This window comes from Olivibacter sp. LS-1 (genome assembly GCF_008245145.1).
GTDB lineage: Bacteria > Bacteroidota > Bacteroidia > Sphingobacteriales > Sphingobacteriaceae > Olivibacter > Olivibacter oleidegradans.
This window is the reverse complement of record NZ_CP041643.1, coordinates 616,275-639,331: the sequence shown is the minus strand read 5'-3', so window position 1 is coordinate 639,331 and position 23,057 is coordinate 616,275. Positions and strand designations below refer to the sequence as shown.

The window sequence follows — 23,057 nt, the reverse complement described above, 5'->3', positions numbered from 1 at the left end:
AATTATACCTTAACTGCGTTATTATACGGAATTTTAGCATTTACAGCCTGGCAGGGCTATTTTGATTGGAAGCGTACATGGATGATAGTAAACAACTCATAAAAATTGCGGTAGTAGGTCCGGAATCTACCGGGAAATCGCAGATTTCGACCTATTTAGCCAAGCTATACGGTACCATTTGCGTACCGGAATATTCGAGAGAGTATTGTCGAAACCTGAACCGGGAATACACGCTGCAAGATGAATTGAATATTTTTTATGGTCAGATCGCTTTAGAGCGAAGCTTGGAACCGTTGGCCTTTAATCATTTATTGATTTGCGATACAACATTTTTGACAGTAAAGGTATGGTGCGATTACCTTTTTGGCGATACACCGGAGGAGGTGAAATCTGCACTAAAAAATCATTCCTATGATTTTTATTTATTAATGGATATCGATTTACCTTGGGAGGACGATCCGTTGCGGGATTTTCCTGAACCTGAACAGCGGCAGTATTTCCTACAAGTATGGAAAAATGAGCTGACAGAACTAAAGGCCAAATACCAACTGATATCCGGCCTTGGTGAAGAACGTTTTTTGAATGCCAAGAAAGCTCTTGACAGCTTTCTACTTTAAGCGTTATGCTCCTTTCTAGGAAATAAGAGTGAAGCGATCACACTGATTGCTAAAATCCCAATGATTATGTACAACGAATGTGCTGTGGTGAATCCCCACGCCTCCAACCAATGGTGTCCAAGCATTTTTCCACCGATAAATATCAGTAGGAACGCAAGACCTACTTTTAGATAATGGAACTTATGAATGATATTTACCAATAGGAAGAACATAGACCGTAATCCAAGAATGGCGAATATATTCGAAAAGAATACAATATAGGGATCTTTGGTAACAGCAAAGATAGCAGGGATGGAGTCGACCGCGAATATTAAATCGGTAAATTCAATAACTAATAAGACTAAAAAGAGCGGTGTAATAAATTTTTTCCCGTTTTCTCTGTGGAAAAAGTTGTGTCCGACAAATTCTGGGTAGACCGAAAAATAGCGGGATGCAAAACGGACAACTTTATGGTTTTTCGGGTCGATTTCCTCTTCTTCATTTCTATTTAGGTACATGGTAATTCCGGTATATACAAGGAAAACGCCAAATACATACAGGATCCACTCAAAGCGATTAATAAGGGAGGCGCCCAAAAATATAAACAAAAAGCGCAATAAGATTGCCCCTACAATTCCCCATACCAGCACGCGATGATAAAATTTGGGAGGAACGCCGAATGAGGTGAAAATTAATACCATTACAAAGATATTGTCAACGGAAAGTGCGTATTCAACGACATAACCGGTGAGATACTCAAGGGCTAGGTTCTTCTTATATATTTCAAGGCTCGCGGCAAAATTTTCCGGTAACAGTTTAATATTGTGGAGATGTCGGCGCGTGACTTCCTGAAGATGGTCAAAATCTTGTATGTCATGTAGCTTATCGCCCCAGAACCGGAGAATTATATAAAAGCCTAAAGCAAACGCCACCCAAACACTACTCATAATCGCCGCTTCTTTAAAAGATACTTCATGATCTTTTTTATTGAAGAGCCCCAGATCAATAGCCAGCATCAGGATAATAAAAAGCAGAAAGCCAAAGAAAAACACTAATTCGTTCGCCATGGTTATTTATTTCTCTCAGTTGTAAATCGTACCAATTGTTCCAATCCCGTTTTATATTCGCTTTCGGGAAATGCTTCTAGTATGTTGAATGCCTCTGCTTGGTAGCTTAGCATTTTTTCCCGGGCATAGGCTAAGCCACCACTATTTCGTACAAATTCTATAACTTCCATTACTTTTTTTTGATCTTCGTTGTGATTTTTAACAAGATTAATGATCGTTCTCTTCTTTTCTTTGCTGGTATTGTTCAGTGCATAAATTAACGGTAGCGTAAGTTTTTTCTCCTTGATATCGATTCCGAGCGGTTTGCCCACATCATCAAAACCGAAGTCAAAAAGATCGTCTTTAATTTGGAAGGCAATACCAACCTTTTCCCCAAAGTCATGCATTTTGGTGACAAGTTCGCTTGGGGCATTGGTAGATGCCGCTCCACATGCACAACAGGAAGCAATTAACGATGCGGTTTTTTGCCGAATAACTTCAAAATAAACGCCTTCGTCAATATCAAGTCGGCGAGCTTTTTCCATTTGCAGTAATTCGCCCTCACTCATTTCGGTTACGGCCTCGTTTAAAATTCGAAGAAACTCAAAATCCTGGTTTTTTACGGATAAGGAAAGCCCTTTGCTTAAAAGAAAATCACCTACTAAAACCGCTATTTTGTTTTTCCAAAGTGCATTAACCGAAAAAAATCCTCTTCGCTGATACGAATTATCGACCACATCATCATGTACCAGCGTGGCTGTATGAACGAGTTCGACTAACGCAGCCCCTCGATGTGTAGACTCATTGATTCCGCCGCATGCGCCTGCCGCGAAAAAAACAAACATGGGCCGCATTTGTTTGCCTTTTCTCTTCACGATGTAATGCGTAATTCTATCAAGCAAGGGTACCGAGCTACGCATAGATTCTTTAAACTTTATTTCAAAATCATCGAGCTCGGTAGCTATCGGTTTCTTAATTTCCTCAAGTTTTAGCATGCATTTTTTTTTGTTAAGGTCGTCTAAAGGATTGTTTAGTCTGTCATATTGAGCTTTAATCGAACATCGCCACCCTTAGACACCTTTCATTATTGGCCTTTCCAGAAACGTGACAAACATAGTGAAAAATCGCTAGATTTATGTGATGGGGTGTAAGGTATAGGGTGTAAGGTTTAAGGTGGAGGGTATAAGGTGTAAGGTATACGGTATAGGGCGGTGTAAGGCGTAAGCTATAAGCTATAAGTTATAAGCTTTAAGTGTTAGCTATGGGGAGGTATGGGGATTAAGGTTAAACCTTATGCCTCAAGCCTCTTATCCTTCAAAGACTTGTTTGCGCCAAATTTTTGCTTCGGTGGCTACTTGTTTATATCGATTTGCAATGCTTGAAAATAGCAAGGTTTCTTTAGTGCCCAAGGCAAGGTAACCTAGCGGAGCTAGGCTATCATCAAATAAACTGAAAACCTGGTTCTGAAGATAACTGTTGAAATAAATTAATACGTTACGGCAGGAAATTAGCTGAAACTCGTTGAATGAGCCGTCAGAGACTAGATTATGTTGACTGAAAATAATTTTCTCCGACAATTCCTGATTTAGTATGGCATGATGGTAATTGGCTGTATAGTAAGTTGAGAAATCCTGAAACCCTCCGGAAAGTATATAATTTTCCGAGTATAGCTTCATGCTTTTCAAATTAAATATCCCTTCCTTCGCTTCTTCCAATACCGCCGGATTAAGATCGGTTGCATAAATTAAAGACTTATGCAATAGATTGGCTTCTTTTAACAAAATGGCTATGGAATAGGCCTCTTCACCGGTAGAGCAGCCCGCTACCCATACGCGTATAAAGGGATAAGTCCCCAGCGTAGGTATGATTTGAGCGCGTAGAAATTTATAAAATTCCGCATCGCGGAACATCTCAGTGACGTTAACAGTAATTCCCTCAACAAAGCGCTTTAAATAAGTCTTGTCTACTTTTAAGCGATAACGCATTTCGGCGAAGCTAGGGAATCGGTCTCGTGTAAAAAGTCGGTTAACCTGACGCTTTAAGGAAGCTCTGCTATAATTGCGAAAGTCGTAGCCATGTATCTCTAGCAGATCATTAATTAGGGTTTCTAAGTCGGTATCTTCGATCGCTGGAAATTGCCACATATTATTGTAAATGTTTTCGAATCACCATAGTTAACTCATCAATGTCAATCGGCTTAGAAATATAGTCGTTCGCCCCTGCATCTAGGCACTTTTCCCTGTCGTGGCTCATTGCTTGGGCGGTGACAGCTATCACCGGAATATCTTTGATAGGTTCAGTTTTCCTGATCCGCGATGTAGCCTCGTATCCATCAAGATCGGGCATCATCATATCCATCAAAACCAGTTTTATATCCTTATTCTCTTTAAGAAAAGTTAAGCCTTCTTCAGCGCTGCTCGCAGTAATGGCCGTATAACCTCTTGATTTTAAAACAGCACTTAAGGCCAGAATGTTTAACGGTTCGTCATCAATGATGAGTATTTTGCCTCGGTTTATTGGTAGAGCCATACGCGCAACAAGGAAATTAATTGATCAATATCTATAGGTTTTGAAATATAGTCAGACGCACCGGCAGCAATACATTTCTCCCGATCGCCCATCATGGCTTTCGCCGTTACGGCTAATATGGGTAGATTTTTGAATCGGGATTCCTGCCTAATGCGCGTGGTAGTCTCGTAGCCATCCATTTCAGGCATCATCATATCCATCAAAACGATATCCACTTTATCAGCATGAGCATGCAAAGTCTGTAGCGCCTCTTTTCCATTTTCTGCGGCTAGTACATTTATTTTATATCGCTCCAGTGCCTTGGTCAAAGAAAATATATTTCGGATATCATCATCTGCGATAAGCACCGTCTTGTTATTTAGTACTTCGGTCAGTGTGCTGTTCAGTTTTAGTTTTTCCTTCTTTGGCGTGTCATTAGACTCCTCCACAAGATGCAGAAATAGCGCTACTTCATCCAGTATCCTTTCATAAGAATGCGCGGTTTTTACCACAATGGAATCTGCATATTGTTTGATCTTAATTTCTTCTGATGGCGAAAGTTGCTTGCCGGTAAAAATAATGACCGGTAAATTTTCCATCCCCGCGTCCGACTTGATGGTCTCAAGTGTTTTATAAGCTTGCGCATCGGGGATACCCATGTCTAAGATGACACAATCGGCCTCGTGACTTTTCAAACGGTTAACGCCGGAATGAATATCCTTGCTGATATCCGTTTTGACGTCAAAGCTTTCCAAATAATGTGCAAGCGCCTGTGCATGTTTTAGGTTATCTTCAATAATTAAGACCTTTCGCGGGCCGGCCGATAACGCTTTTTCCACGCGATTAAAGATCTGGCCTATTTGTTCCAGCGCCATCGGTTTCCTGATGAAATCAATGGCCCCTTTTGTGATACTTTCTCGTTTCACTTCATGGGAAGACATAATATGAACGGGAATATGGCGCGTAGCAGGGTTACTTTTGATCTCCTCCATTACCTGCCAACCATTTTTTACCGGTAATTCGATATCCAAAAGGATGGCTCTCGGCATATATTTTTCAGCAAGCTCGATCCCTAAATCACCTCTTACCGTTGTAACAACCTTGTAATCGTTTTTATGGGAGAAGTCTACTAAAGCACGCGCAAAATTGGTGTCGTCTTCAATAATCAATAAGACGTTATCACCGTCGTTAATTTGGTCACGATCGTCGGTGAGCTCGTTCGGTATTATTGGACTTAGGAAGGGTACCGGTGGCGTGGAAATCTTTTCGTAAGTTATCTTTTTATCATTATTTTTCTCAGCTTCCCGGTGAACTAAAGGAACTTCTTCCACCACCGTTTTTTCTTCCACCGGTTTAGCGACTGGAATGCTGACAATAAACTCACTGCCTTTAGTCACTTCGCTATTAATATACAGCGAGCCGCCCAGTAGTTTAGCCAGTTCTTTACTAATCGATAAGCCAAGGCCGGTGCCGCCAAATTTGCGCCGCGTAGAGCCGTCTGCTTGTTGAAAGGCCTCGAAAACCAGTTGATGTTTTTCTTTTGGTATACCGATTCCCGTATCGCGCACCGCAAAGTTTAAATACCCTTCCTTTTCTTTATTCGGATATACACTTAAGGTCACCGAACCTTTGGCCGTAAATTTAAGCGCGTTGGAAATCAGGTTTCTTAATATTTGTTGTAACCGGAGATTGTCCGTTTGAATTTTGCTAAAGGTTGTTTTATCGCAGTCAAATTTGAGTTCGAGGCCTTTATCAACAGCCATAGGACCGAATAAATTTTGCAGATCATTGATCATATCGGCAAGTGATACGTCTTCATAGGAAAGGGTCATCTTTCCGGCCTCGATTTTAGATAGATCTAGAATCTCGTCAATTAGCGTTAAAAGGCCATTTCCGGAAGTTTGAATGACCTTAGCATATTCAATTTGATCTTCCAGTAAATTTCCTTCGTTGTTTTCGCTGAGTAAGCGGGAAAGCAATAAGATCGAATTAAGTGGGGTACGAAGTTCATGCGACATATTAGCTAAAAACTCCGATTTATACTTCGTGCTTAACGCTAGGTCTTCTGCCTTTTTTTGTATTTCCAAGTTCCGCTCCAGGATCATCTGATTTTTTTCTTCCAACGCCTGCGATTTGATTTCGAGTTCCTGGTTGCTTTCCAACAATTCTTCTTGCTGTACCCTTAATTCCTCTTCAGAAGCTTGTAATTTATTTGCCTGTGCTTCCAACTCAACATTTAGATTTTCGAGTTCGGTTTGTTGCGCCTGTAGTTCTTCCGCTTGTGCTTGCGTTTCTTCCAACAATTCTTTCAAGCGGATTCGACTCTTAATAGCATGGATAGCTGCACCTACGTTGGTAGCAATACGGTTGGCAAAAGCAACTGCCGCTTCCGGTATGGTGTTGATTGATGCAATTTCTATTATACCTTCTACTTCTTTTTCATGAATCAAAGGAATAATTAACACCCATTGGGGCTTAGCCGTACCTAAGCTGGTTCGGATTTGAAGATATTCATCGGGTAATTGCTCCAATAAAACGCTTCTCTTTTCTGCGATCACTTTTCCAAGAAGAGTTTCTCCAATGGTGATCTGCTGTGGTAGTTGCGATCGGTCAGCTACGCCAATGCTGCTGATCAGCTCGAAATTTTTTCCATATTCACCTATGTAGTAAGTGCCTAAGGCAGCATCCAAATAATCAACTAAAGCCTTTAAGACGTCTAAACCGAATTCCTTCAGTTCGGATCGGCCTATAAGCAAGCCATTTACGACGCTTTCACCTGTCTGTAGCCATAACTCAGTTTTGTCTTTTTTCGAATGTCGTTCCAGCGAGTTTCTCATGTTGACGAGGGCGTTACCCAAAACGTCATGAGGGCCCTTGGCTGCAATAGGAATATCGTAATTTTCTTTCCCTATTTCTTCGGCTGCTTTCGCTAGCTCCTGGTTGCTCAGGTCGATTTTCCTGATAGATCGAGCCACAACACCCAAATCGTCTTTGGCAAAGGTAGGCAAAGCGATGTTCGTATAACCCAGGGCAATCTTGCTGGCCGCCTCTTGTAGCTCGAATAAGTGATTTGCGATATTTTTTATAACCAAATAAATAAGCACGATGGCGACTAATACACAGAAAACCAGTATAATACGTGTAAAATTACGGTCGTATATCTCTGACTCATAAACGCTGGACGCACCCGTGCCAATTGACTCAATGGTGGTGTTTAAACGTGCCTTTAATACATCCATCGCCGTAGCCGATATATTCCACCATTCGTTGGCTGTAAAGCGCTCCGGCAATGCTTTAGTATCATGTACTGTTTTAAAGAAAGCTAAAGTGGTATTGAAGGCTTGGCTGGCTTTCAGTTTATCCAAATTTTGCTCACTATAGCGTTTGTCAAGACTTTTAAGCTGGTCGATATAGGATCGAAAAAGCTCGTAGTTCATATTGAATTTTGAGAAATCCAATGTATTCAGCTTGTCGTCAGCATAAGTAAAATAAATATTTAAACGCAGAATTGCGGCATAATTAATCAGCTGAGATAGGATCTCCCGAAGTTCGATTTGCCCTCCCAAGCTTTCATTAAGATTGGCATAATCGGTAGACACCCTACTGAAAACACTGAGTCTTTCGGTAATTTTCTGATAGTTATTGAACGTCTCTTCATAACCCATTTCTCCGCTATTGATGCTTGATCGCCAATGGGGTAATTCATTTATAAATGTATAATTTGCGTAGTCGGCATTTAATCCACTGTCGATGTAGGTATTAAAATGTTGGATTGCTTCATCGGTTTTTAGCTGTTGTACATTAAGTGCGCCTTCATCTTTTGTTTTAAATATCTTATCTAAGCTCAATCGACGTTCTTGCTGTAACTGTTCGATGAGGTTGTCCGCGCTCAGCGCCAGATTGATGCGGGTTATGAAATTATTTGTCCCTTCTATTCGCTCTGTCTTTTCGTTTTCGACAATGAAAAAGAAAAATAACAGGCACATAAGCGGTACAAAACCTAGCAAGGTAAGTTTATAGTTTAGTGGAATCAGGTTAAAACGATTTTTTGTCATCGGTTTTTATTTTTCAGCACAAATTCTAGTTTAATGGCAATCGGAAATAAAAAAATGAACCTTCGTTTAAGCGGCTTTCTACACCGTGCTCGCCATGATGGCGGGCAATAATTTCTTTACATATATAAAGTCCCATGCCCAGGCCTTGAAATTTGTAAGAAGATTCTTCTACTCTATAAAATTTGTCAAATAAATGATTTAGTTTGTCGGATGGTATGCCTATTCCAAAATCGCGCACACCGATTTGGATTTTGTTGTCTTCCGTGAGCGCCGTTTCCAAATATATTTCTTTTGAATTAGGTGAGTATTTGATCGCATTGGTGAGGTAATTGATCAATACTTGTTCTAATCGCATTTCATCAGCAAGTATAGTGCTATCCACTTGGCCAATCCTTTTAAAAGCGTGTTCCGGATACATTTGACTCACATTTTCCAGTGTGTTACTGATTAACTTTTCTATAGAAACCGGCTGAAAATTAAATTTCATCTTTCCGCTCTCTATTTTGGAAATATCCAGTAAGTCGTCAATCAGTTCCCGTAATTTGTTCAGTTGAGCACTTGTTTTCCCGAGATAGGTTTTAAATTTTTCGTTGTTTTTGGCTTCCGGAAGACGCTCCAATAATTGCAAGTATCCCCTCACGCTGGTCAGGGGAGTTTTAAGTTCGTGACTGGCTATGCTAATAAATTCGTCCTTCTTATTCTCGAGCATTTTTCGATGTTCGATTTCTTGTTTAAGTGCTTCTTGCATTTCATGCATCGCTTGCGCTTGTTCAAACAGGCGATAGAAAGTTTTTACTTTTAGAAGCAAAATATCCGGATCAAATGGCTTTGTCAGGTAATCAATCCCGCCGGTTTCATATCCCTGTGTAATAAATTTCTTCTCCGTGTTTACCGCTGATAAGAAGAGTATGGGCGTGTCAACGGTCTTGCTATAGCCGGAAATCAATTCTGCTACCTCAAAACCGTCCATACCAGGCATTTGAACATCTAATATGATCAGCGCGTACGTAGTTTTAAGAACTTTTTTTAGTGCCTCTTCTCCGGATGAAGCAGTGTCAACTTTAAAGTTGTTGGTTTCTAGGAACTTCCGTAAAGAAATCAGATTCTCTTGTTTGTCGTCAACAATTAGTATCATTTCGGTGTTGGCACGATGCTGTTAGCCGTTTGTTTTATTAATATATGTTATAACTACAAGTTTAGTAAATTTTTAGGACAAGCAAAAGGATGGTTGAGTAGTTAATGGTGTGCAGTTAGTAGGGAGTAGTTAGTAGGGAGTGGGGAATAGTAATAGGGGGTATGGGACGTAAGCCCTATTCCCCAACTAACGGGTTCCCTTGTTCACTAACGAGTAGCGAGTAGTTAGTAGTGAGTAGGGAATAGTTAATAGGGAATAGTTAATAGAGGGTATGAGACGTAAGCCGTGTTCCCAACTAACATGTTCCCTTGTTCACTAACGAGTAGTGAGTAGGGAATAGTTAATAGGAGGTATGAGACGCCATGTTCTCAACTAACAGGTTTCCTTGTTCACTAACGAGTTGTGAGTAGTTAATGGTGAGTAGTGAGTAGGGAATAGTTAATAGGAGGTATGAGACGTAAGTCATGTTCCCTACTAACGGGTTCCCTTCTCACTGGCTACCAGCATACGAGCTTACAGCCTATTGCCTACAGCTTCCATCCTATAGAATCAATATCAATACTAAAATAATGATGATGATGGCTCCTACGGATAGATAAACCCCACCGCTGCCTAGGGCACGCGCTCTTTTGTTCATTTCCCGAAGCTCTTTACGGAGTGCTTTGCGCTCTGCCTTTGTCATCGTTGATTTATCCATCGCTTTAATCTCTGCCACGCGCCTTTTCATAGCATTGATCTCTCTAGCCGCTTCTTCTTTAGACACTTCTATTGTTTTAGCATTCTTGTCGTTAGCAAGAGCTGCAATTGGGGTGCTAAATGTGAAAGCTAGCATGAAAACAGTTAATAGTGCATAGATTTTTGATTTCATAAAATTGTTTTTTAGTGAAACTTTGTGCAATTGATTGGGATTATCATTACACTAGTGCATAATAATTAAAGTTAGCAATTTGTTTTACTTATTCGAAAAAAAATCGAGTAAGGAAGGAATGAAAAACAGCTTGAAATAAAATTCTTTAAATAGCGAGAACTGTTCGTCCGGTGGTAACAAACTGTTGTGCATTTCCTTTGGGAAGCGCGAAGGTTCCTGTTAAACTACCGAATGCAGGCAATAAAAGTAACGACTGCTCTAAATGAAAGCAGGGAAGCCGAAGTGTTTGCTTTCCCCTTGCTTTAAGATTGGCCGCGGGATGAACATGACCGGCAATGTTCAGTATTCCTGCCGGAACTTCGGGCAAGGGCGCATGTGAATAGAGGATAAAATCTTCCTGTAAGGTCTCCAAATGGACCTTTAAATTACCCTGTTGGTAATAGGCAAGGGGAAGTATGTCATGATTGCCCTTGATGAGAATAAGCTCTGTATGCGGATATTGGGAGGAAAAATCGACAAAATGAAGCCATGCGGCATTCTCGGAACTGTGAAATAAATCACCCAAAAAAATAATCCGCTTTGTTTCATATTTTTTCAATACATCTTGCAGCAGTTTATAATCCCGGTCGGTTCCCGCTTGTTGCGGTATGATAATGCCGGCTTTCCTAAAATGAGCAGCCTTTCCAAGGTGTATATCAGCAATTACCAAGGTTTGATTTTCAGGAAAGAAAATGCATTTTTCCGCTAATAGATATACCGTTTTATTTTTTATTCGCAGCTCCAATCGGTCTCTCATTCCAGTTGCGCTATAATCTTGTTTAGTCTATCTTCCAACGCCTCATTACTGAAACGTTCCCGGAAGGATTCTGCAAATATAGGAAAAGCAAACGGTGTCAAGCGGTCGGTTTTATTGATGATAATTTTTTGCGAGGTAATGCGATTCAGGGCATTCAATAAGCGATTGTAGTCTAACTGGAAATCAAAAACTTCGTCGTAAGCTTCTCGGAGCAGTAAATTATCGCTTTCATACTCCTCAAACACCTTAAAAAATAAACCTGAATTTGCTTGCAAATGCTTGGTTTTTATCTTTTTTCCCGGAAAGCCTTGAAAAACCAAACCGGCGATACCGGCGATATCCCGAAAACGTTTCCTTGCCAATTCGGTCATGTTGACACTCTGTTGTATATCCTCGCTTAAATTTTCAACAGAAAAAAGACCGTTGGCAATAGCGGTTTTTATATCGATTTCTTGGTCGCTTAATAATTCGAAGCCATAATCGTTGAGGGCAACAGAAAAAGTATATGGTTTTGCCTTTCCTAATCGGTGCGCAATTAAGGCAGCCATGCCCTCGTGAATAAATTTTCCTTCAAAAGGGAAGAAGAACAAATGGTGACCTTCTTTTGTTTCTGTTTGCTCCACTACCAGATACTCATTGCTAGGCAAGGTACTGCGTCTTTGCTGTTCCAGAAAAAGAGGTTTGAGAAAAGAAATTTCCGGTTCTTGGGCTGCGGAGGTTTGCCACTGATCCAAAACGTGGCGAATAGCGAAGGAAAGGTGCGTAGAGAGGGGTAAACGCCCGCCCATCCAAGAAGGAACCAGTCCCTTTTTCTTATTGGACATCCTGACAATCGCTTGCAGGTCTTTTACACGGATCAACTCTAAATTTTTGCCGGCAAACCAAAAGGTATCCCCCGGATTGAGACGCGAAATAAACCATTCCTCAATACTGCCAATATATTTGCCGCTAAGGTATTTAACGGTCATCATTGTGTCGCTTACGATGGCGCCTATACTCAGGCGATGGCGCATGGCCACCTTTTTGCTGACAACCTTATAAACCCCCTCTTCAATCACTACTTTGTGAAACTCATCGTAAGCATCTAGCGTCTTGCCGCCCTGTGTAATCATCAAGAGACATTGCGTAAACTCTTCCCAGCTAATCGATTCAAAACAGTGCGTGCTCTTTATTTCTGAGAAGACTTCCTGCGGCCTGAATCCGTCTGATACGGCTAAGGTTACCAAGTATTGAATCAATACGTCAAAAGAACGGATATAAGGAATGCGATCTTCCATCAATTGATGCTGCTCGGCATAACGGAGGGCTGCCCCCTCCATAATTTCGAGCGAGTGAGTTGGTACGAACCAAATTTTGCTCGTCGCCCCGGGTCGGTGACCACTGCGCCCGGCACGTTGCAAAAAGCGAGCAATCCCTTTGGCGGATCCTACCTGAACCACGGTGTCCACCGGCCGAAAATCCACACCTAAGTCCAGGCTACTGGTACATACCACTGCCTTTAATGTGCCGGCATGCAATGCTTGCTCTACCCATTGTCGGATTTCTTCACTTAGCGATCCGTGATGCAAGGCGAGAATACCGGCTAGATCGGGTTGGAGACGTAGCAATTGCTGATACCAGATCTCGGCTTGAGACCGCGTATTGGTAAAAATTAAGGTCGTATCGCTATTATTAACAATTTCGAGCACCTTGGTGGCCAAGTGGATGCCTAAATGACCGCCCCAAGGAAATTTTTCTAAAACATCCGGGAGTACGGTGGTTATTTGCGTTTTCTTTGGAAGGTTTGCTTTAATAATCACGCCGTCTTGCTTTCCGAGAAGAATTTGTTTGGCTTCCTCTAGGTTCCCAATGGTCGCAGAAATACCCCAAATCTGCAACTGTGGATTAAGGTCCTTCAACTTAGATAGGCCAAGCTCTGTCAGCACACCCCTTTTGCTGCCTAATAACTCGTGCCACTCATCAACTACTACAAATTGGATGCTCTTCAATCGCGACGCATAACCTTTTTGGGCTAGCATCAAATGGATACTCTCGGGAGTAGTGATAAGGACATCGGGACTTTCTTTGATTTGTCGTTGTCTTTCTTTCAGTGTAGTGTCTCCGGTGCGTAGGGCTATATCCAGTTTTAAATCGAGATCATTGTTCACTCGATTGAGCGCCAGTACCATCTCTTGCGATAACGATCGTAGGGGCGTTATCCACAGGCAATATGTTCCACGTGACACTTTCGTTTGGCTTTGCCTAAAGGCCAATAATCGCTCCAAAATACCAAACCACATGGCGTAAGTTTTACCGTAACCGGTTGGGGCATTCAGTAAACCGGAAGCGCCTTTAATTATGGCCTGCCAAGTTTCCTTTTGAAATCGGTGCGGCGACCATCGTTTAAGTTCAAACCATTTTTCAGCTAACACGTTGTTGATTATTGGTTACTCGTTAATTGTTATTGGTTATTCGTTAATAGTTGTTAATTGTAAAATACTATTTCTTTAGACATTGCTTTCCGCTTTAAGCCTTCTGTTGCTTCAGCAAAGCTAATAAATCCGCTTTTGTGTTTGCTTCCTTTGCCGGTTTATCTTTTCGCCAACGGACGATACGCGGAAAACGCAAAGCTATACCCGATTTGTGGCGGGGAGACGAACTGATTCCTTCAAAGGCGAGCTCAAAAACCAATGTTGGTGTTACACTCCTCACGGGGCCAAATTTATCAATGGTATGCCGTTTTATCCAAGCATCAACTTCCAATATCTCTTTGTCTGTCAGTCCTGAATAGGCCTTGGCAAAGGGGACCAGCTCTCCATTATCCCATACGGCAAATGTATAATCGGTATATAAATTTGCCCGTCGTCCATGTCCTCGTTGTCCATATATTAAAACGCCGTCAATCGTATAAGGCTCAACTTTCCATTTCCACCAATTGCCTCTGCGGCGTCCTGTTTCATAAATGCTTTGCTTCCTTTTAAGCATAACTCCTTCACATTGATAAGCCCTCGCCTCTTCACGTGCGCGAGCGACGTCGTGCCACGTATCGCAAGGAATGATGCCGGAAATCAGAAGAGGGATGTCCCGGGGAAGCTTTTCCAAGAGCGTCACTAACAGATTGCGTCGCGTTTCTAATGGCCGGGCGCGAATATCTTCTCCATCGTATTCCAATAGATCATAACAGATCATGATTAAAGGCGCATCAGCGAGTATTTTTTTGCTTAATTGCTTTCGGCCGGTCCGCGTTTGCATCACCGAAAAAGGAAGTACTTTTTCGTCTTTAAAAGGAAGTATCTCACCATCTATCACGGTACCATTCGGTAGTAAATCAGCCAAGGGATGAAATTCCGGAAATTTATCCGTCAATAAGTCTTCACCTCGACTCCATATATATAAACTGCCGTTGCGAACAATGATCTGTCCTCTTATGCCATCGTATTTCCGCTCAATAAACCATTCGTCCGCATTTCCTAAACTTTCAGGGTCTTTATCTAATTGATAAGCTAAATAAAAGGGATACGGTTCAAAACTGCGCTCGTCCTTCGGCATTTCTGTCAAAAGAAGTTGCTGAACGTCCGCCGTAGTGGGGTGCCAATTACCCATCAGTCTATGTGCCATTTCGCTTTCCGGTTTATCAAAAGTTATCGACAAAGCTTTAATGACTAGTTGTTTGGATACACCCATCCGGAAGTTTCCGGTAATCAATTTGTTAAAGACAAAGCGGTGGTTGTTTGGTGTATGCATCCATCTGGAAGAAAGGGCCGCTTCCATCTCTTCGTCGCTAAGATTCTTCAAATCGTGTAAAAAAGCCATCGTTTCGTTTAATGTGTAAGCCTTTGGCTCAAGCGGTGGTGGCAAACACAGTGCGATCGTCTCTGCCAAATCCCCCACTACATGATATGATTCCTCGAAAAGCCAGGCGGGAAGTTGCGATAATTGGATGGCCGCTTGGCGAAGTATGGCCGTTTTAACAAAGCGTCCGGTTGATTTACCCATTAGCAGGTATACACACCATAATAGATCTTGGTTGTGCGCCGACCTGAAGTAACGAACGAGGGCCTCCACTTTTGCATTCGTTGAGGTTGTTCGATCTATTTCTTCGAATAGCTCATTGAATGCTCTCATCCCTGTCCTCCTGCATTAAAAGGTCGTCTTCATACAACGTATCCACTTCTATGGCATTTACATGGTACTGCTCGCGGAGCCACTTGGCGTAAATGGATTTATAACCGTGTGTTACATAGATGTTTTCGGCTTCCGTGGCTGTGATTGCTAAATTTAATTGTGACCAATCTGCATGATCTGATAAGACAAATCCGCGGTTGACATTCCTTCTTCTTCTGGCGCCTCTCAACTGCATCCAACCACTACAATAAGCTACTTCGTACGGTGCAAATTTCTTCATCCAAGAAGAGTGCAAGGCACTTGGAGGCATTACCACGACATAAGGTGCTGGAATTTTTTTTATATCAGCTGATGCATAGGCGACGTTATGCAACCGGTGTCCGTCATCAATTAATCGTTGTTGAATATTTACAATGGCACCATGTGCGTAAATAGGTAAACCGGTTTTTCCGGCAACTTCAATAATACGTTGCGCCTTCCCTAATGAGTAGCCGACCATCAGTGAATTTATGTTGGCTTTTCGATTATTATCGATCCAGTTGAGCATATCCCGTTCTACTTCATAAGCTTCGGGAAAGCGATAAACCGGCAGACCGAAGGTAGACTCCGATACGAAATGGTGGCACTTTACCGGATCAAAGGGGGTAGAGATTCCATCCCTTTCCAGCTTATAGTCGCCCGACACCACCCAAACTTCTCCTTTATAACTAAGACGTATCTGTGCCGATCCAATAATGTGTCCGGCAGGGTGTAAAGAAACTTTGACACCATTTATGTCTATTTCTTCTCCGTAGCCTAAACACTGAATCGACGTCTGGGGTCCAAGTCTTAATTTTAGAAGTGTGGCGCTATCACGATGACAAAGATAATGCTTGCTACCAAAGCGCGCATGGTCTGCGTGGGCGTGTGTTATAATTGCCTTATCAACAGGAAACCATGGGTCAATATAGATAGCTGCCTGCGCACAATAAATTCCTTTGTCGTTAAAAGTAAGCATAATAGCATTTTGAGAAGGCTCTTCTCCTGACATCATTCAAGTACTTCTCCGTTCTATAACAGGTAATAGGGATTAAGGTTTGTATAGAGGAGTATACACTGTTAAGGTATAGGGTGTGAGGTATTTGGGAAGGAAGGTTTAAGGTTCAGGACGTTTTGCGTTAACGAAGGACTTTTACTTTTAACAAAAGGGATTATACCTTAAACCCTAAATATAGCCCCGTGCGTGGTACGACGGCCTCATGACATTGGACGTTAAAAAGATTTAGGATAGCCCTGAGAAAAAATCATGTTGAAATATACCTGCTTTTTCCCTAAGTTTGATGCGTTAAAGAGATATAAAAATCATCGAACGTGAAATTTTTTAAATATCAGGGAGCCGGGAACGATTTCGTTTTAATCGATAATAGGGATCAGCAATTTGATACAAAGGACACTGCCCTAGTGGCACAGCTTTGTGATCGGCGTTTTGGTATTGGTGCTGACGGACTTATGCTTCTCCAGCAGCGGGCCGGGTATGATTTTGAGATGGTGTATTATAATGCTGACGGCAACCCTAGTAGCATGTGTGGCAATGGAGGGCGTTGCATTGTGTCTTTTGCAAAACATTTGGGCATTATTGAAAAGTCAACCCGATTTTTGGCGGTAGACGGGGAGCATGAAGCCACTATAAATGATACGGCCGACTGGGTTAGTTTGAAAATTATAGACGTTGAGCATATTGAAAAAGATGGCGATGACTTTGTCTTAAATACCGGATCACCACATTATGTAAAAGAAGTGGTGGATTTAAAAAATCTCGATGTGTTTGCTGCAGGCCGGACGATTCGATATAACGCCACCTATAAGCAGGCAGGTATTAACGTGAATTTTGTAGAGGCCGTAAATGATGGGTATCAAGTACGCACCTATGAGCGAGGCGTTGAAGATGAAACGCTGGCTTGCGGAACCGGTGTAACGGCTGTAGCGCTCGCTATGGCTTGGCATCATAACCGCTTAGGGACATATAGTACCCCAATCAAAGCCATGGGAGGCGACCTCAATATTCGTTTCACTTATTTAGGAAATGGGGTTTTTAAGGACATTTATCTGGAAGGCCCTGCTAAACTGGTTTTTGAGGGTTTATATCCCGGTAATTCTTAGTCAATTTTCAATTTCTTTGAACAAATAGCCCACCTATTTGTTCCATCGTTAAGAACCAATTATAACGCGTATAGAAATATTGGATAGGTAAGAAGGACATAGGTACGCTGCAACATTGCTAAGTTGCTAATTTAACGAGTCGTATAAGGGAGCAAAAAAGAATCTCACTCTTCCGGAGATTGCGCCGTTTTATATGATAATAACTTATTTTAAAGATTCTATTGTGTGTTTTAAGGTTCTTTAAGGCATAGATTGCTATTTTTTTTAATTTTTTATAATACAAAAATTTTATCCGATGCTTTTTGTAAAAAAAACATAGCTTTTGTTTAAAAAATAGATGATAGATTTTTCATTTTTTTCTTTACTTTTTATTTTATTGATATTTAAAATACAATAAATGTGTATAAAAATGCTTTTTATGTATATTTTATTTTGTGTTTTTGTAACAATTTTTCATTTTTCTTGGATACGAATGTTATTTGAATAATATTTGTTGGAAATTTTTATTCTTTATTGTGTTTTTTACTGAAATCTATCTTTTGTAATGAATAGTTTTTGTGTTTTTGGAATTTTTTATGAAAGTTAGCGCCGTAATTGTGTATTTGAGAAAGGAATTTGTTTTCAGTAGAGCTGCTCAGCGTCGAAAATTTGTTTTAGTAATAAAGCCAGCCGAATAAAGCTGTTGATATTGCTGAAATTGTCTTACATGTTGCTTACGAGGAAGGTAAGCACTATTATATCCAATAATCATTAACCATTCAAACAAACACATGAAACAGAAACTACTCAGTTTCTTTCTTGTTAGCTTGGCTTTATTAGGAAGCCTTTATGCGCAAGAAAGAACGATTCGAGGAAAGGTCACTGCAAAGGACAGTGGCGAACCGCTGCCGGGCGTGTCCGTGATGGCGGTCGGTACATCATCAGGCTCAACAACTAATGAAGAGGGAATTTACTCCATTTCGGTTCCCGCAAATGCGAAAGCATTAATCTTCTCCTACATTGGTTTTGAGAAAGAAACGGTATCTATTGGTAACCAAACAGTGATAGACGTTGAATTATCACAGGATGCCCAGGCATTAAGTGAGGTCGTAGTGACAGCGCTAGGTATTGAACGTAAAAGAAACGAGCTGGGTTATGCCGCTCAGGAAGTGAGAAGCGAAGATATTACCCGCACAAGAGACAATAACTTCACAAATGCGCTTTCCGGAAAGGTGGCAGGTTTGGATATTAAGCAATCCGGTACAATGGGGGGCTCAACAAACGTAGTCATGCGGGGGTATAAGTCATTAACCGGGAATAATCAGGCTTTATTCGTTATTGATGGAGTTCCTGTCAGTAACGTCAACACCAATACTGATTTGCAAGAAGATGCCGATGCCCAGAATCAAGGACGTGGAGGCTACGACTACGGTAACGCCGCTGCTGACATCAATCCCGATGATATTGAGTCCATCAACGTGTTGAAGGGAGCGGCTGCTTCCGCATTATATGGATCTCGCGCATCCAATGGGGTGATTATGATTACCACCAAAAAGGGAAAGAAAAATAGTACCAATATTACGATCAATAGTGGTCTAACTATTGGTAAAATAGATAAAAGCACCTTTGCCAAGTATCAGAAAGAGTACGGAGCGGGATATGTTAACCAGTATAGCGAAGAAGGCTATGCCTCTCCCGATGGAAATTTCTGGTATGAAACCGTATTCGGTAATTCCGGACCGGCTTTGGTAGTACCCTTTACAGAAGATGCCTCTTATGGTGCAGCTTTCGATCCAAATTTGTTGGTATATCAATGGGATGCCTTTGATGAAACCTCGCCAAACTATGGCAAGGCAACTCCTTGGGTAGGTGCGCAAAATGATCCATCTAAATTCTATAAAACCGGTTTAAACTCCATGCAAAGCATCAGTATTGATGGAGGTGGTGATGTAACTACATATAAAGTAGGTTATACCCGAAACGATGAGACCGGTGTTTTGCCTAACAGTAAGATTACCAAGAACATGTTTAATCTTTCCGGATCCCATCAAATTAATGATAAATTAACGGTTAGTGCTACTGCCAATTTTTCTAGAGTAGATGCAATTGGCCGATATGGAACGGGTTATGATGGAAGAAATCCGAATCAGGGTTTCCGTCAGTGGTGGCAGACGAATGTCGATATTAGAGAATTGGAAAGAGCTTACGAGCGAGAGGGAAGAAATGTTACCTGGAATTGGTCGGATATCGACGCAACTGGACCTATTTACTCCAACAATCCTTACTGGGAGCGTTACAAAAACTACCAGAACGACAGTCGTAACCGTTATTTCGGAAGTGCCGTCGTAAACTGGAAGCCTCTGGAATGGATGGATGTAATGGGCCGTGTTACTTTTGATGGATCGAATGAGTTCCAGGAAGAACGCCTGGCAATCGGTGGTGCAGAAGTGCCGGAATACCAACGTTACGATCGTACCTATAGTGAGGCCAATTACGATTTGATGCTTAATTTCCATAAAGATCTGGCAGAAGATTTGACATTTACGGGTTTATTGGGAAGTAACTTGAGAAGAAATTATTTATCGGCTATTCGGGCACAAACGAATGGGGGCTTAGCTTATGAGGGCATTTATTCCCTTTCCAACTCCATTTTCCCGATAGAACCGCCCAAAGAACGGTATGAAAGAATCGGAGTAGACGGTATTTTTGCCAATGCCAACTTCGGTTACAAAGAAACTTATTTTATAGAAGGGTCTATCCGTCGCGATCAGTCAACTACACTTCCAACGGATAACAATGTGTATTGGTACCCCTCTGTTGCCGGTAGTTTCTTGTTTTCAAATTTATTAAAGGATTCCAACTGGCTAGATTACGGTAAATTACGGGTTAATTATGCGGAGGTTGGAAACGACGCATCGGCTTTAAGTTTGTATAATACCTACACCATTAATACACCTTTTAATGGAATTCCTATGGCTTCTATTGCTGAGGAGCTACGTAATTCAAATCTGAAACCGGAACGTACCAAAAGTTTTGAGGTAGGTTTGGAGATGAATTTCTGGGATTCAAGAGTCGGCTTTGATGCCAGTTATTATCGCTCAACCTCCTTTGACCAGATTATGGCCGTAACCGTTTCCTCAGCCACCGGATATGATCGGCGTTGGGTGAATGCGGGTTCTTTACGAAACCAAGGTTTCGAACTGAGTGCTTTTGTAATCCCGGTGCGGACCAACGATTTTTCTTGGACTCTGAATCTGAATTTCGCACGTAACCGCAATAAGATGATCGAGTTGTACGAAGGGAATAACAATTTACAGCTTGGTACCTTCCAAGGTGGTATAACCTTAAATGCCACTTTAGATCAACCCTTTGGTACTTTAAGAGGGGTTGATTATCTATATCTTGATGGACATCATGGTGACCCCGACTATCGCATAGTTGGCGAAGATGGTTACTATCTTACTTCCAGTCCGGATCAAGTGCTAGGCAATATTAATCCCGACTGGTTGGGCGGTATTCAAAACAACTTTAAGTATAAGGATTTTTCATTGTCCTTCTTAATCGATATTAAAAAAGGCGGTAGTTTATTCTCATTGGATCAATATTACGGAATGTCGACCGGGATCTATCCCGAAACGGCTGGATTGAACGATTTAGGCAATCCAAAGCGTTTACCAATCAGTCAAGGAGGTGGCGTTGTGTTGCCAGGGGTTAATCCCGACGGCTCTCCCAACGCAACCCGCGTAGAAGCCTATGACAATTCTGTAACACCTTATGGTTATGCCAATAATCCGCAAGCGGGATTTATTTACGACGCGGGATATATTAAACTTAGAGAAGTTTCGCTTACCTATAGCTTACCTAATAGGTGGCTGGCCAATACCAATTTCTTCAAAGGGATTGACTTTTCTTTAGTGGGCAGAAACCTTTGGTTAATTCATAGTAATGTACCTTATGCAGATCCCGAAGGGGGCTTAAGCTCCGGTAACTTACAGGGTATTCAAAGTGGGGTGTACCCTGCTGTTCGGAATTTTGGATTTAATGTTCGAATGAGGTTCTAATAATATTAAGATCGTATACAGATGAAAAGAATATTCTTATATATTGCGCCCCTAGTTTTGTTAGCTTCGTGCGCAAAAAACCTGGACGACTATAATGTCGATCAGAAAAATCCTGCAGAAGTTTCGCAGGCGCCACTCTTCAGTAATGCACTGAAAGAACTTACGGATGATGTAACTTCTCCGAGCGTTAATATCAATGTGTTTCGGTTTTGGATTCAGCAATGGACTGCCACGACATACCAAGACGAGCCTCGATATAACTTTGTTACCCGAAATATTCCTGAAAATTTTTGGGAGCCGCTTTATCAAGAAGTTTTACATGATCTAAAGCAAGCAAAGACTTATGCAACCGAGGATACGGAAATTGAAGACGTTCAACGGAATAATCAAATAGCTGCTATTGAAATTACTTCTGTTTATGCCTGGACGGTGCTCGTCAATACATGGGGAGATGTACCTTATACAGAGGCTCTTTCCGATATCGGCCAACCAAAATACGATGATGCAGCCACGATTTACGGCGATTTACTGAATAGATTGGATGCGGCGATAGCCATGATAGACCCGAGTGGAGAAGGTTTTGGCAGTGCAGATTTATTGTATGGTGGTGACATGGCCGCTTGGCTGAAGTTTGCGCATAGCTTAAAACTAAAAATGGCCATAACTCTTGCTGATGTAGACGAGCTCAGGGCACGTGAAATCATCACAGCTTCAGCAGCAGCTGCTTTTACGAGCAATGCAGACAATGCCGCCTTTGCCTATGTTTCGGCCTCGCCTAATAATAATCCGGTTTCCAATAATTTGAATTCTCAGTTTACTTCGCGGCAAGATTACGTAGCTGGAGGACCGTTTGTTAATGTATTGAATAGCTTGGAAGATCCAAGGCGCCCATTCTTCTTTACTACCGTTAATGGTGAATATGTTGGTGGAGGAATTGGGTCCAGTAATCAATATTCAACGAACTCCAAGCCAAGTGATAAAGTAATTGCCCCTGATTTCGAAGCACTGCTACTCGATTATTCGGAAGTAGAGTTCATTTTAGCGGAAGCTGCTGCCCGATGGGGCATCGGAGGCACACCAAGCGAGCATTATAACAAAGCGATTGAAGCATCTATCACCTATTGGGGTGGAGACGACCGCGATGTAGCGAACTATTTAGCGCAGCCAGCGGTTGCTTATGCTAGCGCTTCGGGTGATTGGAAAGAAAAGATTGGCGTTCAAAAGTGGTTAGCTTTATATAACCGAGGTTATGATGCCTGGGTAGAATGGAAAAGACTTGATCACCCTCAGCTGGAGCCTGCCTTCCGAGCGGTGGACCCGGGCATTATACCTAACCGACTCACTTATCCGGTGAGCGAACGTACACTGAATGGTACCAACGTAGACGCTGCGGCCTCAAAATTAGGAGGAGATGATGTGGTTCATAAAGTTTTCTGGGATGTGAATTAAGCGTCAATTAGCTATTATAAATTTGAAATGCCTTCCGCAAGGGAGGCATTTTTTGTTATGACGTTTTCCGTCGAAGATTCAATAAATCAAGCGATAAAGAGAAATTGCCAAAATGTTACAATTGAGACTTCTAATATTGTTCTAATGTATCTGAGCCACATTTTTTGTAACATTTTTTTATTTTTTTTGAAAATTTTAAAATAGAAGGAATATTTGCGGTTGAATTTAACATTTTTTAACATCTAGCTAATATTAAAGCTTGTTAGCTACAAGCGAATAGACGAATCTTTTATGTACTTCCAAAGAACATAAGAAGGTTTA

The 23,057-nt window shown here is 41.6% G+C and carries 15 protein-coding genes; 4 read left to right on the top strand and 11 right to left on the bottom strand.

All coding sequences use genetic code 11. The annotated features are described in order from the left end of the window. Positions 1-77: 77 nt before the first annotated feature. A complete protein-coding gene (locus FKG96_RS02550) occupies positions 78-617 on the top strand; it encodes an AAA family ATPase (protein ID WP_130854759.1) in 540 nt (179 codons plus the stop codon). Here FKG96_RS02550 and FKG96_RS02545 read toward each other — a convergent pair. The 11 genes from FKG96_RS02545 to FKG96_RS02495 all read right to left on the bottom strand — a co-directional run bounded on the left by FKG96_RS02545 (position 614) and on the right by FKG96_RS02495 (position 16,141). Beyond that, complete coding sequence (locus tag FKG96_RS02545) at positions 614-1,663, bottom strand: TerC family protein (protein ID WP_013664415.1); 1,050 nt, start codon at positions 1,661-1,663, stop codon at positions 614-616. The two genes, FKG96_RS02550 and FKG96_RS02545, sit on opposite strands and share 4 nt — an antisense overlap. Before the next feature lie 2 nt (positions 1,664-1,665). Next, entirely contained in the window at positions 1,666-2,637 is a 972-nt protein-coding gene (locus tag FKG96_RS02540) for a polyprenyl synthetase family protein (protein WP_013664414.1), read from the bottom strand. A 312-nt stretch (positions 2,638-2,949) separates the two neighbouring features. Further along, a complete protein-coding gene (locus FKG96_RS02535) occupies positions 2,950-3,786 on the bottom strand; it encodes a protein-glutamate O-methyltransferase CheR (protein ID WP_130854760.1) in 837 nt (278 codons plus the stop codon). A 1-nt stretch (position 3,787) separates the two neighbouring features. Then, entirely contained in the window at positions 3,788-4,171 is a 384-nt protein-coding gene (locus FKG96_RS02530) for a response regulator (RefSeq protein WP_207303710.1), read from the bottom strand. Next, positions 4,156-8,205 carry a response regulator gene (locus tag FKG96_RS02525; protein WP_130854761.1) on the bottom strand — a complete coding sequence of 1,350 codons (4,050 nt, stop codon included), beginning with the start codon at positions 8,203-8,205 and terminating at the stop codon, positions 4,156-4,158. The genes FKG96_RS02530 and FKG96_RS02525 overlap by 16 nt, the downstream gene beginning before the upstream one ends. A gap of 25 nt (positions 8,206-8,230) precedes the next feature. After that, positions 8,231-9,340 carry a hybrid sensor histidine kinase/response regulator gene (locus tag FKG96_RS02520; protein ID WP_130854762.1) on the bottom strand — a complete coding sequence of 370 codons (1,110 nt, stop codon included), beginning with the start codon at positions 9,338-9,340 and terminating at the stop codon, positions 8,231-8,233. A 541-nt stretch (positions 9,341-9,881) separates the two neighbouring features. Continuing rightward, a complete protein-coding gene (locus FKG96_RS02515) occupies positions 9,882-10,208 on the bottom strand; it encodes a hypothetical protein (RefSeq protein ID WP_013664409.1) in 327 nt (108 codons plus the stop codon). Between the two features lie 145 nt (positions 10,209-10,353). Beyond that, on the bottom strand, positions 10,354-11,004 hold the full coding sequence (gene pdeM / locus FKG96_RS02510) for a ligase-associated DNA damage response endonuclease PdeM (protein ID WP_013664408.1): 651 nt from the start codon (positions 11,002-11,004) through the stop codon (positions 10,354-10,356). Next, positions 11,001-13,415, bottom strand: coding sequence for a ligase-associated DNA damage response DEXH box helicase (locus tag FKG96_RS02505; protein ID WP_130854763.1), 2,415 nt, complete (start codon positions 13,413-13,415; stop codon positions 11,001-11,003). Before FKG96_RS02505 ends, pdeM begins: the two co-directional genes overlap by 4 nt. Before the next feature lie 94 nt (positions 13,416-13,509). Beyond that, positions 13,510-15,108, bottom strand: a complete 1,599-nt coding sequence (locus FKG96_RS02500) for an ATP-dependent DNA ligase (protein ID WP_130854764.1) — start codon at positions 15,106-15,108, stop codon at positions 13,510-13,512. Beyond that, positions 15,092-16,141 carry a ligase-associated DNA damage response exonuclease gene (locus FKG96_RS02495; RefSeq protein ID WP_130854765.1) on the bottom strand — a complete coding sequence of 350 codons (1,050 nt, stop codon included), beginning with the start codon at positions 16,139-16,141 and terminating at the stop codon, positions 15,092-15,094. The genes FKG96_RS02500 and FKG96_RS02495 overlap by 17 nt, the downstream gene beginning before the upstream one ends. Positions 16,142-16,458: 317 nt before the next feature. Here FKG96_RS02495 and dapF point away from each other — a divergent pair, with 317 nt between their 5' ends. From dapF to FKG96_RS02480, 3 genes are all read left to right on the top strand, one after another. Then, positions 16,459-17,247 carry a diaminopimelate epimerase gene (gene dapF, locus FKG96_RS02490; protein ID WP_130854766.1) on the top strand — a complete coding sequence of 263 codons (789 nt, stop codon included), beginning with the start codon at positions 16,459-16,461 and terminating at the stop codon, positions 17,245-17,247. 770 nt (positions 17,248-18,017) lie between these two features. After that, complete coding sequence (locus tag FKG96_RS02485; protein ID WP_130854767.1) at positions 18,018-21,287, top strand: SusC/RagA family TonB-linked outer membrane protein; 3,270 nt, start codon at positions 18,018-18,020, stop codon at positions 21,285-21,287. A gap of 21 nt (positions 21,288-21,308) precedes the next feature. Then, positions 21,309-22,736, top strand: a complete 1,428-nt coding sequence (locus FKG96_RS02480) for a SusD/RagB family nutrient-binding outer membrane lipoprotein (RefSeq protein ID WP_130854768.1) — start codon at positions 21,309-21,311, stop codon at positions 22,734-22,736. The last annotated feature ends 321 nt before the right edge of the window (positions 22,737-23,057 follow it).